The 14,440-nt window shown below is 67.1% G+C and carries 11 protein-coding genes; 8 read left to right on the forward strand and 3 right to left on the reverse strand.

Annotated elements, in window-relative coordinates; all coding sequences use genetic code 11:
- Positions 1-894, reverse strand: an 894-nt coding sequence (locus tag AC1DKV_RS01325) for a 5'-3' exonuclease (protein WP_477137354.1), incomplete at its 3' end; no start/stop codon positions are given.
- 4 nt (positions 895-898) lie between these two features.
- Here AC1DKV_RS01325 and AC1DKV_RS01330 point away from each other — a divergent pair.
- The 4 genes from AC1DKV_RS01330 (at position 899) to AC1DKV_RS01345 (ending at position 4,467) form a co-directional block, all read left to right on the forward strand.
- The gene (locus AC1DKV_RS01330; protein ID WP_441613137.1) at positions 899-1,840 is read left to right on the forward strand and encodes an LOG family protein; all 942 of its coding nucleotides are present in this window, start codon (positions 899-901) and stop codon (positions 1,838-1,840) included.
- Positions 1,841-2,013: 173 nt separating this feature from the next.
- On the forward strand, positions 2,014-2,439 hold the full coding sequence (locus AC1DKV_RS01335) for a DUF2782 domain-containing protein (protein WP_441613138.1): 426 nt from the start codon (positions 2,014-2,016) through the stop codon (positions 2,437-2,439).
- 238 nt (positions 2,440-2,677) lie between these two features.
- The gene (locus AC1DKV_RS01340) at positions 2,678-3,661 is read left to right on the forward strand and encodes a homoserine kinase (protein WP_441613139.1); all 984 of its coding nucleotides are present in this window, start codon (positions 2,678-2,680) and stop codon (positions 3,659-3,661) included.
- A gap of 5 nt (positions 3,662-3,666) precedes the next feature.
- Positions 3,667-4,467, forward strand: a complete 801-nt coding sequence (locus AC1DKV_RS01345) for a BPSS1780 family membrane protein (protein ID WP_441613140.1) — start codon at positions 3,667-3,669, stop codon at positions 4,465-4,467.
- 43 nt (positions 4,468-4,510) lie between these two features.
- Here AC1DKV_RS01345 and AC1DKV_RS01350 read toward each other — a convergent pair whose 3' ends face one another.
- The gene (locus tag AC1DKV_RS01350; RefSeq protein WP_441613142.1) at positions 4,511-5,308 is read right to left on the reverse strand and encodes an amidohydrolase family protein; all 798 of its coding nucleotides are present in this window, start codon (positions 5,306-5,308) and stop codon (positions 4,511-4,513) included.
- A 182-nt stretch (positions 5,309-5,490) separates the two neighbouring features.
- Between AC1DKV_RS01350 and AC1DKV_RS01355 the strand changes: the two genes are divergently transcribed.
- Positions 5,491-6,258, forward strand: coding sequence for a GntR family transcriptional regulator (locus AC1DKV_RS01355; RefSeq protein ID WP_441613143.1), 768 nt, complete (start codon positions 5,491-5,493; stop codon positions 6,256-6,258).
- Between the two features lie 49 nt (positions 6,259-6,307).
- Positions 6,308-7,285, forward strand: coding sequence for a tripartite tricarboxylate transporter substrate binding protein (locus AC1DKV_RS01360; RefSeq protein WP_441613144.1), 978 nt, complete (start codon positions 6,308-6,310; stop codon positions 7,283-7,285).
- A 206-nt stretch (positions 7,286-7,491) separates the two neighbouring features.
- Here the strand turns inward: AC1DKV_RS01360 and AC1DKV_RS01365 are convergent, their stop codons facing one another.
- Positions 7,492-9,846, reverse strand: a complete 2,355-nt coding sequence (locus AC1DKV_RS01365) for a UvrD-helicase domain-containing protein (protein WP_441613146.1) — start codon at positions 9,844-9,846, stop codon at positions 7,492-7,494.
- Between the two features lie 386 nt (positions 9,847-10,232).
- On the opposite strand from AC1DKV_RS01365, the gene AC1DKV_RS01370 reads away from it, so the two are divergent.
- Positions 10,233-13,100, forward strand: a complete 2,868-nt coding sequence (locus AC1DKV_RS01370) for a valine--tRNA ligase (RefSeq protein WP_441643184.1) — start codon at positions 10,233-10,235, stop codon at positions 13,098-13,100.
- Positions 13,101-13,153: 53 nt separating this feature from the next.
- Positions 13,154-14,023: a UTP--glucose-1-phosphate uridylyltransferase GalU gene (galU, locus tag AC1DKV_RS01375; protein ID WP_441613148.1), complete on the forward strand. Its 870-nt coding sequence runs from the start codon at positions 13,154-13,156 to the stop codon at positions 14,021-14,023.
- Positions 14,024-14,440 lie beyond the last annotated feature (417 nt).

The following is a 14,440-nucleotide window of genomic DNA, read 5'->3' on the forward strand; positions in this document are numbered from 1 at the left end:
CGCCTGGGCCCGTGGATTGGGCAGGCTCTCGCCGGCGGCTTCGCGCAGCCAGGTCTTGAAGCCGTAGCGCCCGAAGAACTCGACCAGCTTGTCCTTGTCCTCGCCCGCATCCTTGAGCTGGTGGAAATCGGACAACGCGCTCTTCAGGTCGCAGTCAAGCTTGACCGTCACCAGCTCGCGCGCCTTGGGCAGCCATTCCAGCGTATTGCGCAGGTTCTCGCCCACCACGCCCTTGATGCCTGCGGCATTGGCCATGATGTCGTCGAGCGTGCCGTACTCGGCCAGCCATTTGACAGCGGTCTTGGGACCCACCTTGGGCACGCCGGGCACATTGTCCACGGCGTCGCCGATCAGCGAGAGATAGTCGACGATGCGCTGCGGCGGCACGCCGAACTTGGCCACCACGCCCGGCGGGTCCAGGATCTCGCCGCTCATGGTGTTGACCAGCGTGACATGCTCGTCCACCAGCTGGGCGAGGTCCTTGTCCCCGGTGGAAACCACCGTGCGCATGCCCTGCGCGGTAGCCTCCCGCGCCAGCGTGCCGATCACGTCGTCGGCCTCTACGCCCTCCACCACCACGATCGGCCAGCCCAGCGCGCGCACCGCGGCGTGGATCGGCTCGATCTGCCTGGCCAGGTCCTCGGGCATCGACGGGCGATGCTCCTTGTAGGCGGGATAAAGGTCGTCGCGGAAGGTCTTGCCCTTGGCGTCGAACACGCAGGCGCTATACTCTGCCGGGAAATCGTTGCGCAGCTTGCGCAGCATATTGATCATGCCGTAGATTGCCCCTGTGGGCAGCCCTTCCGCGTTCCTCAGGTCCGGCAGGGCGTGATACGCGCGATACAGATAGCTCGACCCATCGACGAGCAAGAGTGTTTTTGGACTATCCGACATTCCCATGGACTCAAAATTGACTGGTGCCGCCGCAGGCGGTGCGAATGCCGCTCCCAGCACCGGCGCGGCCGACGCCGCAGACCCGGCTGCGGCCCTGAAGCAGGCCGCGCAAGGCAGCATTACCACTGCGGCCGATATGGACGTGAACGTGACGGTCAGCGCCGCTTCCGATGGCCCGGGCGATACCGCTCCCGCTGCCGCCGGCATTCGCGCCAACCCGCGCAAGATGATTCCCAGCCTGCGCGCGCTGGCCGACGAAGATCGCGCAACGGCAAAGAAGGCGCGCGCCTCGTGGCAAATGTTCACGATTATGGCAGAGTTCATCGAGGCGACCGAGTACCTCTCGGAGATCCGCCCGGCCGTGTCGATCTATGGCAGCGCACGCCTGCGCGAGGACTCGCCCTACTACCAGCGCACCATCGAGATCGCGCGCCTGTTCTCGGACGCCGGCTTCGCGGTGATCTCGGGCGGCGGCCCCGGCATCATGGAGGCGGCCAACAAGGGCGCCCATGCCGGCAAATCGGCCAGCGTCGGACTGAACATCGAGCTTCCGCACGAGCAGCAAGGCAATCCCTACCAGGACATCGCCATGCGCTTTCGCCACTTCTTCACGCGCAAGGTGACCTTCGTCAAGAACTCCGACGCCTTCATCGTGATGCCGGGCGGCTTCGGCACGCTCGACGAACTGGCCGAAGTGCTGACCCTGGTGCAGACCGGCAAGTCGCGCGCGGTGCCGGTGGTGCTGTTCGGCAGCCGCTTCTGGAAGGGCCTGCTCGACTGGTTCCGCTTCACGCTGCTGCCGATGGGCCTGATCGCCGAACACGACCTCGACCTGATGAAGATCGTGGACGAACCGCATGAAGTGCTCGAAGCGGTATATGAATACTACGAGCAGCGCGGCGGCGACAACCCGATTCCGCCCAAGGAAGAAATGTTCTACCTGTAGGTTCCGCCCGGCACGGCGCGTGCCAGGGTGCCCGGCGGGTCACCGCAGGGGCCCGGCACGGGCAGGAATTGCTAGAATGGAAGCCTGACACACTGCCAAAGCCCGGCGTCGCCGGGCTGCAGCGCCATTCGCGATGCAGCATGCCTGACTGCTGGATCGCACAGGAGCCTTGAATGACCTCCCCCTCCCTCCTGGCCGCCGCGAACGCGGAAGAGCCGGAGCCGTTTCCCGCATCCGCGCGGGTGCTGGCATTCACAGCACTGCTGGCGCTCGGCGCACCTTTCGCTGCGTTTGCGCAACAAGGCACCGAGCAGGTCGGCGGCGCCCTGACCCAGCAAGAGCTGAACCAGATCAACAACAGCCCGATTGCGCCGCCCGCCAAGACCCAGCTCAACAAGCCGCGCGAGCCGAGCTTCCAGCTCAACGAGCCGGACGGCACGCAGATCCGGGAATACCGCAACAAGGGCCAGGCCACGGATATCGAGGTCAAGTCCGGGGTGGGCACCAAGTACCAGATGAGCAAACCGGAAGACAGCTCGCCGAAGATCCGCGACCGCGACATGAACCGCGTGCCGTCGGTCAACGTGCTGCAATTCTGAGACTTGCCCGGGGCCGGATGGCACAATCCGGCCGGTGGGTATCGCAGCCGGGCCGTGAAACCTGAACAGGGATTCCGGCGCTGGCTGCCTGACCCGGTTCCGATTTCCGTTTTTTTCGCTTTCCCACGACCCCGCCAGAGTACCGCTGCGGGGCCGCGCCGGCGCTTCCGGCATCCATGCCGCGGCGATGCGCAGGCTTTTGCGCCCGCCGCCATCCGATTCGATTCACACAAAGAGTATGGCCGTATTCACCACGGTCTCGCCGGACGAGATCGCCAGTTGGCTGCTTGACTACGACCTGGGCAAGATGCGCGACCTGCGCGGCATTGCCTCGGGCATCGAGAACAGCAATTTCTTCCTGACCATGGAACAGGACGGCAGCACGCGCGAGTACGTGCTGACCATCTTCGAGCGGCTGACTTTCGAGCAGCTGCCCTACTACCTGCACCTGATGGCTCACCTGGCCACGCAAGGCATCCGCGTGCCGGCCCCGATCCCGGGCCGCGACGGCGAAATCCTGCGCGCGCTCAAGGGCAAGCCGGCCACCATCGTCACGCGCTTGCCGGGCAGCTCGCAGCTGGCGCCCGCGGCAGGGCACTGCGCCGAGGTGGGCGACATGCTGGCCCGCATGCACCTGGCCGGCCAGAGCTACCCGCGCCAGCAACCCAACCTGCGCAGCCTGCCCTGGTGGCAGCAGACCGAAGCCGAGATCCTGCCCTTCCTGGATGCCGGACAGCGCACGCTGCTGCAGCAGGAACTGGCCCACCAGGCCGCCTTTTTTCACGGCACCGACTACGCCGCGCTGCCGGGCGGCCCCTGCCACTGCGACCTGTTCCGCGACAATGCGCTGTTCGAGGTCGACCGGCAAGGCCACGACAAGCTGGGCGGCTTCTTCGACTTCTACTTCGCCGGCAACGACAAGTGGCTGTTCGACCTGGCCGTCACCGTCAACGACTGGTGCATCGACCTGGCCAGCGGCACGCTGGACGACGCCCGTGCCCAGGCGCTGCTGCGGGCCTATCATGCGGTAAGGCCGCTTGGGCCGGTCGAGGCGGCGCGCTGGCGCGACATGCTGCGCGCGGGTGCGCTGCGCTTCTGGGTATCGCGCCTTTGGGACTTCTACCTGCCGCGCGAAGCCGACATGCTGCAGCCTCACGACCCGACCCATTTCGAACGCATCCTGCGCCGGCGCATCGAAGCCGCCGCACTGCCCTGGACCTGAGCGCCATGCAATTACTGGAAGTTTCCGCCAAGGAAGGTTATGTCTGGTTCCGCCAGGGTGTCTGGCTGTTCCGCAAGAACCCGCTCGCCTTCCTGATGCTGCTGTTCATCTACCTCATCGCCGCGCAGCTGGCCGTGTTCGTGCCGCTGATCGGCATCATCGCGCTGCTGGTGATCACCCCGGGCTTGTCGGTCGGCATCATGACCGCCTGCCGCGAAGTGATCCAGAACAAGCGGGTACTACCCACCGTCCTGCTAGCGGGGTTCCGCGGCAACGGCAAGCTGGCCAGCCGCAACCTGCTGGTGCTCGGCGGCATCTACGCCGGGCTGGTGTTCGTGCTGAGCCTGATCGCCGGCAGCCTGGTCGACATCAGCACGTTGCTGCCGATCCTGCTCAAGGAGGAGGCGCCTTCGGCCGACGCAGTGCGCCAGCTTTACTTCGCGCTGATGATCGGCGCCGCGCTGTACACGCCGATCGCCATGCTGTTCTGGTTCGCGCCGCTGCTGACAGCGTGGCACAACGTGCCGCCGGTCAAGGCGCTGTTCTTCAGCTGGACCGCGTGCTGGCGCAACCGCGGCGCGTTCTTCGCCTACGCCGTGGTGTTCGCGGTGCTGCTGGTGGCGATCCCGTTCTTCCTCGAGGCGGTGTTCGGCGCGTTTGGCGCGGAGGCCCTGCTCTCCTTCCTGGTCACGCCGTATTCGCTGCTGATGCTGGCGATCATGTACTGCTCGTTCTACGCGACCTACCGCGGCTGCTTCAACGTGGTGCCCGAGAACTCCACCGGCAACGTGGACGCCGCTGCCTGAACGCATGCGGGGCCCCGGCCCCGCATGCCTGCACTGCCCACCGCTATGCCCCCGGCGCCGCCGGCAGGCCGAACAGCCGCGCGGCATTGCGGTCCGGCGCGTCGCGCAGCGGACCCAGCCATTCCCACACCATGCGCTGCAGCGCGCCGTAGCCGGGCCCCGCCTCGTGGTTGGTCCATGGCCAGTCCGATCCCCATAGCAGCCCCTGCTCTCCCAGGCAATCGTGCCAGTCGGCCACCAGGCCGCGCAGGTCCGCCGCCGCCACGCGGTATGGCGCGCTCAGTTTGACGCAGACCTGGCGCTGGCTGCGCCACTGCCGCGCGCAGGCCAGCATCGGCGCATCGCGCGCCGCGCCGGCGGCAGGCTTGCCGAAGTGATCCAGCACCAGCGCAATCGGCACCGGCGGCAGCCATGACTGCACTTCGGGCAGGCGGCCGGGATCGGTATGCAGCTCCAGGTGCCAGCCGAGCGCATGCGCGGCTTCGAGCAGAGCCGGCCAGCGCGCATCGCGCCAGCCCGCATCGTCATGGCGCCCCACCATGTTCCAGCGCAGGCCGCGCACGCCAAGCGCATGCAGCCGCGCCAGCTCCGCGGCGCACGCTTCAGGCCCCAGCACGCAGACCCCGCGCAGCGCCGCCGACGCCGCCAGCGCCGCCTCCAGTTCGCTGTTGTCGCTGCCGAAGAAGCTTGGCTGCACCACCACGCCGGCGCGCACCCCGTGCGCGGCCGCGATGGCCTGCCATTGCGCCAGGCTGGCGCCGTAGGCGGGCCGGTAGCGTGCGCCGCCCACCGCGGGCGCGCCGGTGGAGAACACGTGGAAATGGGTATCGATCTCGAACATGTTTCGCTGGCTGATGGCGCCGGGGTGGCCTGGCCGGAATGCCTGGTGTCCGCCTGGCGCCGTGTCCCGCCGTCAAACCCGTTGACAGCGCACAGCCTCCATTCTAAGCTCTACTCCTATAGATGACTAGATCTCCGATGACGGCCTCGATGCCAGCGCGGAAATCCGACACGGAGACATGCATGCCAAGCGGTTCCCCCTCCCCCATCCCGGCGGCAGCCGACGCCCCCGATTCGGCCGCCAGCCTCGCGGCACCCCGCTGGGCCCGCATCGCTACCGCGCTGCGGGGCCGGATCCTGGCCGGCGAATGGGCCTCGGGCACCGCCATCGCGGCGGAGAGCGCGCTGGCCGAGCACTACGGCGTGGCGCTGGGCACCATGCGCGCCGCCATCCAGGCGCTGGTGGACCAGGGCCTGCTCGAACGCGTGCACGGCCGCGGCACTTTCGTGCGGGGCGCGCTCGCGGGCGCCACCATGGCGCGCTTCTTCCGCTTCGGCGACGCCGGCTCGGAGATCCCGGAATCGCGCATCGTGTCGGTGCGCGCGCTGGCCGCGCCGGCCGAGGTCGCCATCCAGCTCGGCCTGGCCAGCGGCACGCAGGTGCTGCGCATGACGCGCCAGCGCGGCTGGGAAGGCAAGGTCCGCCTGCTTGAGACGATCTGGCTGCCCGCGGCGCTGTTCGACGGCCTTGCCGCGCTCAAGCCGGCCGAGTTCGCGCCCCTGCTGTACCCGATGTATGCGCAGCGCTACGGCGTCACCGTGGGCCGCGCGGTCGACGACCTGCGTTTTAGCCGGCTGGGCCCGCGCGAGGCCGCCCGGCTTGGCCTGCCCGAGGGTCACCCGGCGCTGGCGGTCAGCCGCGTGGCGTTCGACCTGGCGGGCCGGCGGGTCGAGTACCGGCAGACGCTGGGCAACGCCGACGACTTCCACTATCGCGCCGAGGTCCGCTGACGCGCCCCGCCTCGCTGCCACCCCATACCTACAGACCCCGAGGAGACCCATGCGAAATTCCATCCGCCTTTGCGCGACCGCCCTGTTCGGGCTCGCCGCCTGCGCCAGCGGCCTTGCACTCGCGCAGGCCTGGCCCGCCGCCAAGCCCATCCGCCTGGTGGTCACCTACGCGCCGGGCGGTGGCGCCGACACCATGGCCCGCATGATTTCCCCCCGCCTGGGGCAGGAACTCGGCCAAACCATCGTGGTGGACAACCGGCCCGGCGCGGGCGGCCAGATCGGCACGGACATCGTTGCCAAGTCCGCGCCGGACGGCTACACCGTGCTGCTCGATGCCGCCTCGTTCGCCTCCAACCCGGCGCTTTACAAGCGGCTGCCCTATGATCCGGCCAAGTCGTTCATCCCGGTCTCGGTGCTGGCGCTCTATCCCAATATGCTGGTGGTGAATCCGCAGTTCCCGGCCAAATCCGCGCAGGAACTGGTGGCGATGGCCCGCGCCAAGCCTGGCAGCATCGCCTACGCCTCGTCGGGGAACGGCTCGGCGCAGCATCTCGCCGGCGCGCTGTTCGCGCAGCGCATGAAGCTGGATCTGCTGCATGTGCCCTACAAGGGAGGCGGCCCGGCCATGGCCGATGTGATCGCGGGCCAGGTGCCGGTGTTCTTCGCCAACACGGCCTCGGGCCTGCAGCATGTGCGCGCGGGCAAGCTGCGCGTGCTGGCGGTGACCGGAGCCCGGCGCACGGCCATCCTGCCGGACACCCCGACCATGACCGAAGCCGGCGTGCCGCGCTATGAAGTCTATGAATGGAACGGCGTGTTCCTGCCGGCGGGCACGCCGCCGGACATCGTGGCGCGCCTCTCGGAGGCGATCCGCAAGGTCATCAACCTGCCGGAGAACCGCGAGCGCATCGCCAGCCTGGGCGGCGAGATCGTGGCCGGCACGCCGGCCGAGGCCGCGAAGTTCGTGCAGGCGCAGACGAAGGAATGGGCCAAGGTCATCAAGGACGGCAACATCCAGCTCGACTGAGGCGGGCAGGCCCTGGCGGCGCTATCGGATTGAAGCGAAGCGGTCGTGGCCAGGGCGGAGCAGGGAATCCGGACCACGCAGTGATCCGCCTGCGCAGCGGTGCGCGCCGGCCAGCGTGCACGCGCCCCGCAAGGGCGCGGCCGCGGACAGTACGACTGGCAAGGCAAGGCCGCGCAACGACGCCAGGATCTTCTTGCTGGTGCCGCTCAGTCTATCGGATCCAGCTTGGCCACCGAGAGCGCCAGCCACTTGGCGCCGTGCCGCTTGAACTTGATATTGGCGCGGGCATCCGCGCCGTCGCCTTCGAGCGCCGTGATCACGCCCTCGCCGAACTTGTTGTGGAACACGCTCTGGCCGATGCGCAGCCCGGAGCCGGCCTCGCGCTTGGAGTCGGCGTAGCCGTTGCCGGTATCCATGCCGCCGGTCGGCTTGGTGCCCGAGTAGGGCACGTCTTCCGCCTTCTTGAACCAGTCACGACCCCAGCCGCCGTCGTTCTGCTGGCGGCGCTGCGAACCGTAGGCTTGCGCCGGCGGCGTCAGCCACTTGAGCGCTTCGTCGGGCAGCTCCTCGAAGAAGCGGGAGCGCACGTGATAGCGCATCTGCCCGTGCAGCACGCGGCTCTGCGCGAATGACAGGTAGAGCCGCTGGCGGGCGCGGGTGATCGCCACATACATCAGGCGGCGCTCTTCCTCGAGGCCGTCGGCCTCGTTCGCGCTGTTCTCGTGCGGGAACAGGCCTTCTTCCAGCCCGGTGATGAACACCGCGTTGAACTCGAGGCCCTTGGCCGCGTGCACGGTCATCATCTGCACCGCGTCCTGGCCGGCCTGCGCCTGGTTGTCGCCGGCCTCGAGCGAGGCATGGGTCAGGAAGGCCACCAGCGGCGTCATCACCACGGGCAGCGCTTCGGGGTCCAGCACCTGCTGGGCCTGGTCGCCATCGGCCAGCGCCGGCAGCGCCGGCCCGCCGTCGCGTCCCACCGGGATCGCGCTGGCCAGCGCGTCCAGCCCGTAGCCCTCCTCCGTCACGAAGGCCTGCGCCGCGGTCACCAGTTCCTGCAAGTTCTCGATGCGGTCCTGGCCTTCTTTCTCGCCGCGGTAGTAGGTGATCAGGCCGCTGGTATTGGTCACGTATTCGACCGTCTCCGGCAGCGTCATGCGGCGCGTCTCCGCGCGCATCTGCTCGATCAGCCGCACGAAGGCGCCGAGCGTGCTGCCGGCCTTGCCGGCCACGTAGGCCACGGCTTCCGCGAGCGAGCAGTCATACTGGCGCGCGGCGTCCTGCAGTGCTTCGAGCGAGCGCGCGCCGATGCCGCGCGCGGGAAAGTTCACCACGCGCCCGAAGGCGGCGTCGTTGCGCGGGTTCTCCAGCAGCTGCAGGTAAGCCAGGGCGTGCTTGATTTCGGCGCGCTCGAAGAAGCGCAGGCCGCCGTACACCCGGTAAGCGATGCCCGACGAGAACAGCGCATGCTCGATCACGCGCGACTGCGCATTGCTGCGGTACAGGATGGCGATTTCCGAGCGGCTCATGCCCTGCGCCACCAGGTCGCGGATTTCCTCCACCATCCAGGCCGCTTCCTGGCCGTCGGAGCCGGCCTGGAACACCCGCACCGGCTCGCCGTGGCCGGCGTCGGTGCGCAGGTTCTTGCCGAGGCGGCGCGCATTGTGGGCGATCAGGTGGTTGGCGGAATCGAGGATGTGGCCATGCGAGCGGTAGTTCTGCTCGAGCTTGATCATGTGGCGCACGCGGAATTCGTGCTCGAAATCGCGCATGTTGCCGACATTGGCCCCGCGGAACGCATAGATGCTCTGGTCGTCGTCGCCCACCGCGAATACCGCCGCCGGGTTCTGCGTGCCGAAGCCCGCCAGCAGCTTGAGCCACTGGTACTGCAGCACATTGGTGTCCTGGAATTCGTCGACCAGCACGTGGCGGAAGCGGTTCTGGTAGTGCTGGCGGATGGCGTCGTTGTAGCGCAGCAGCTCGTAGCAGCGCAGCAGCAGTTCGGCGAAGTCGACCACGCCTTCGCGCTGGCACTGCACGTCGTAGGCGGCATAGAGGTCGACGAAGCGGCGATTGAAGTCATCGTTGGCCTCCACGTCGGCCGGACGCAGGCCCTGCTCCTTGGCATTGTTGATGAAGTACTGCAGGTTCTTGGCCGGGTACTTCTCGTCGTCCACGTTGAGCGACTTGAGCAGGCGCTTGAGCGCCGAGAGCTGGTCCTGGCTGTCGAGGATGGCGAAGGTCTGCGGCAGCCCGGCGTCGCGGAAGTGGGCGCGCAACATGCGGTTGCACAAGCCGTGGAAGGTGCCGATCCACATGCCCCGGGTGTTGATCGGCAGCATCGAAGTCAGCCGCGCGGTCATTTCCTTGGCGGCCTTGTTGGTGAAGGTCACCGCCAGCAGGCCGGCGGGCGACACGCGGCCGTTCTGGATCAGCCACGCGATGCGCGTGGTCAGCACGCGCGTCTTGCCGCTGCCCGCGCCCGCCAGGATCAGCGCCGGTTCGTCGGGCAAGGTGACGGCGGCAAGTTGTTCGGCGTTGAGATTGGCAAGCAGGTCGGACATCGGGAGGGCCTTGTGGAGTGCCCCGAATTATACCGGGGCGCACCCCCGGCCCGCGGCGGCCGGCCGCCGCCCCGTCGCGCGCTGCGGCACAGGTAGCACCAAGCGCACAATGCGCGGGCTTTCCCCTCTCCCGGAGTAAGCAGAAATCCACCCGGGACGCCGAAGCAGCGGCAAAATAGCGGCCGGATTACGCCAGCATCGCGCCCGGATCGCTCCCGGGCCACCCATGGATCGGCCCTGAAATGCGCCCGGATGGCGCGGTACTGCCCTGCGCGGGCCCATTTCCCGCACCCGGCACCCCGCCTTCCGTATAATTTAACGTTTCCCGGCGCGTTGCCCCTGCCCGCCTGGGCCGCAGAATCCGACGTAATCATCGACACCCGAGCATGACCGCCCAAGACCAGTCCCTTGCCAAGAGCTTCGAACCCGCCGCCATTGAGGCCAAATGGGGCCCAGAGTGGGAGAAGCGCGGCATCGCGAAGCCGACCCTCGACTCGGACCGCCCCGATTTCTGCATCCAGCTGCCCCCGCCTAATGTGACCGGCACGCTGCACATGGGCCATGCCTTCAACCAGACCATCATGGATGGCCTGGCCCGCCACGCCCGCATGTCGGGCGCCAACACGCTGTGGGTGCCCGGCACCGACCACGCCGGCATCGCCACCCAGATCGTGGTGGAACGCCAGCTGGAGGCACAGGGCGTGTCGCGCCAAGAACTCGGCCGCGAGAAATTCACCGAGAAGGTGTGGGCGTGGAAGGAAGAGTCCGGCTCGACCATCACGCGCCAGATCCGCCGCATGGGGGCTTCGATCGACTGGAGCCGCGAGTACTTCACCATGTCGCCGGAAATGTCCCAGGCGGTCACCGAAGTGTTCGTGCGCCTGTTCGAGCAGGGCCTGATCTACCGCGGCAAGCGCCTGGTCAACTGGGATCCGGTGCTGGGCACCGCGGTGTCCGACCTGGAAGTGGACAACGTCGAGGAAGAAGGCTCGATGTGGCACATCCGCTACCCGCTCACCGAAGCCGACAGCGTGCACGGCCTGACCCACCTGACCGTGGCCACCACACGCCCCGAAACGATGCTGGGCGACGTGGCCGTGATGGTGCACCCGGAAGACGAGCGCTATGCCCACCTGATCGGCAAGTCGGTCAGCCTGCCGCTCACCGGCCGCGACATCCCCGTGATTGCCGACGAATACGTCGACCGCGAGTTCGGCACCGGCGTGGTCAAGGTGACCCCGGGCCACGATTTCAACGACTACGCGGTGGGCCAGCGCCATAGCCTGCCCCAGCTGTCCATCCTCACGCTCGACGCGAAGATCGTCGCCGACGCCCCGGCCGCTTACGCGGGCCTGGACCGCTTCGACGCGCGCAAGCGCATCGTCGAGGACCTCGACGCGCAGGGCCTGCTGGCCGAAGTCAGGAAGCACAAGCTGATGACCCCGCGCAGCGAGCGCACCGGCAGCGCCATCGAGCCGATGCTGACCGACCAGTGGTTCGTCGCCATGAGCAAGCCGGCGCCCGAGGGCACTTTCAACCCGGGCCGCTCGATCGCCGAGGTGGCGCTCGAGGCCGTGAAAGGCGGCGAGATCAAGCTGATCCCCGAGAACTGGAACAGCACCTACAACCAGTGGCTGGAGAACATCCAGGACTGGTGCATCTCGCGCCAGCTGTGGTGGGGCCACCAGATCCCGGCCTGGTACGACGAGAACGGCAAGTGCTTCGTCGCCCGCACCGAGGAAGACGCCCTGGCGCAGGCCGCCGCGGCCGGCAGCACCGGCGCGCTGCGCCGCGAGGACGATGTGCTGGACACCTGGTTCTCGTCCGCGCTGGTCCCGTTCTCGTCGCTCGGCTGGCCTGAGGAAACGCCCGAATTGCAGCATTTTCTGCCGTCGTCGGCACTTGTTACCGGCTACGACATCATCTTCTTCTGGGTGGCGCGCATGGTCATGATGACCAAGCACTTCACCGGCAAGGTGCCCTTCCATACCGTCTACGTGCACGGCCTGGTGCGGGACTCCGAAGGCAAGAAGATGAGCAAGTCCGAGGGCAACACCCTGGACCCGGTGGACCTGATCGACGGCATCGATCTCGATACCCTGCTCCAGAAGCGCACCACCGGCCTGCGCCGCCCCAAGGACGCACCCAAGATCGAGAAGAAGACGAAGAAGGAATTCCCCGAAGGCATTCCCGCCTTCGGCGCGGACGCGCTGCGCTTCACCTTCGCCTCGCTGGCCACGCTGGGCCGCAACATCAACTTCGACACCGGCCGCTGCGAGGGCTACCGCAACTTCTGCAACAAGCTGTGGAACGCCACCCGCTTCGTGCTGATGAACACCGAAGGCCATGACTGCGGCATGGGCCCGTGCAACAACGACTGCGGCCCGGACGGCTACCTCGACTTCTCGCAGGCGGACCGCTGGATCGTATCGCTGCTGCAGCGCGTGGAAGCCGATGTGCAAAAGGGCTTTGCCGAGTACCGCTTCGACAATATCTCCAGCGCGATCTACAAGTTCGTGTGGGACGAGTACTGCGACTGGTACCTGGAACTGGCCAAGGTACAGATCCAGAACGGCACGCCCGCCCAGCAGCGCGCCACCCGCCGCACGCTGCTGCGCGTGCTGGAGACGGTGCTGCGCCTGGCCCACCCGATCATCCCCTTCATCACCGAGGAACTGTGGCAGAAGGTAGCGCCGCTGGCCGGCCGCGCCAAGGGCGACGGTAGCGAGACGCTGGCGCTGCAGGCTTACCCGCTGCCGGCCGTGGCCAAGATCGACGAGGCCGCCGAGCAGTGGACCGCGCAGCTCAAGGCGGTGGTCGACGCCTGCCGCAACCTGCGCGGCGAGATGAATATCTCCCCGGCCCAGCGCATCCCGCTCTACGCCCAGGGCGACAGCGCTTTCCTCACCTCGGCCCAGGCCTATGTGCAGGCGCTGGCGAAACTTTCCGAGGTAAAGGTATTCGAAGACGAGAATGCCCTGATGGCCGAAGGTGCCGGCGCACCGGTGGCAATCGTGGGCGGTAACCGCCTGCTGCTGAAGATCGAGATTGACGTGGCGGCCGAGCGCGTGCGGCTGTCGAAGGAAATAGAGCGCCTGAGCGCCGAGATCGGCAAGTGCCGGGGCAAGCTTTCCAATGAGAGCTTCGTCGCCAAGGCACCGCCGGCCGTGGTCGCGCAGGAAAACCAGCGTCTGTCCGATTTCGAACAGACGCTGGGCAAGTTGCAGGATCAGCTGCAACGTCTGCCGGCATGAGCTTTGCATCACCAGCAGGGTTGCGTACACCGAAACGATAAGGAAAACCTGTTATGGAAACCCGTGTCACCAAGGCTGTCTTCCCCGTAGCTGGTCTGGGCACCCGCTTTTTGCCCGCTACCAAGGCAAGCCCGAAGGAAATGCTGCCGGTGGTCGACAAGCCGCTGATCCAGTACGCGGTGGAAGAAGCCATGGCTGCCGGCATCACCGAGATGATCTTCGTGACCGGCCGCTCCAAGCGCGCCATCGAGGATCACTTCGACAAGGCCTACGAGCTCGAAGCCGAACTGGAGGCCAAGAACAAGCAGGCCCTGCTCTCGCTGGTGCGCTCGATCAAGCCCTCGCACGTGGAATTCTTCTATGTGCGCCAGCCCGAAGCACTGGGCCTGGGCCACGCCGTGCTGTGCGCGGAAAAGCTGGTGGGCGACGCGCCCTTCGCCGTGATGCTGGCCGATGACCTGCTGGACGGCCAGCCGCCCGTGATGAAGCAGATGACGGACCTGTACGGCCACTACAACTGCTCGGTACTGGGCGTGGAAGAGATCGCTCCGGAACAGAGCCGCTCGTACGGCGTGGTCGACGGCCGCGAATGGGACGAAGGCGTGATCAAGGTCTCCGGCATCGTCGAGAAGCCGGCGCCCGAGGACGCGCCCTCAAACCTGGGCGTGGTCGGCCGCTACATCCTGACGCCGCGCATCTTCGACCATATCCGCAACCTCAAGCCGGGCGCCGGCGGCGAGTTCCAGCTCACCGACGCGATCGGTTCGCTGCTCAGCCAGGAACAGGTGCTGGCCTACCGCTACAAGGGCGTGCGCTACGACTGCGGCAGCAAGCTCGGCTACCTGAAGGCGACCGTCGAATTCGCGCTCAAGCACCCGGAAGTGATGGACGAGTTCAGCACTTACCTGCGCACGCGCGGGTGATTGTTGTCGGTTTGGCTGGATAAGGAAAGCCCTGCAGGGTGGCCGGTTGCCGGCGGCTTTGCGGGGCTTTTTTGTTGGTTCGCTGGGTGAGGGGTTGGGGTCAGGATCAAACGGCTTAACTTCACTTCAAAGTCAACGGCTTTCGCTCCCCCGGAGCGACCTACTTTCTTTTCCCCGAAAAGAAAGTAGGCAAAGAGAGCGGGCTGCCTGGCCGGCAGGGGCAGAAACGTCGGGGTTTCTGGTTGTGGTGGTTTCGTCGTGGTGCCTGCGGTTCTGTTCGCATCCTGCCGTTACCGGTGCGACCAACCACGATCTTGCTGGCGGCTGCGGTTTCGGGGTCAGACCTATGATGGCGAGTGCCCTGCTGGTTCGGCCATCTGCCGTTACCGGTTCTGATGGCCACTGCATCGTTGCCTC

This window comes from Cupriavidus sp. 05T41 (assembly GCF_056396525.1).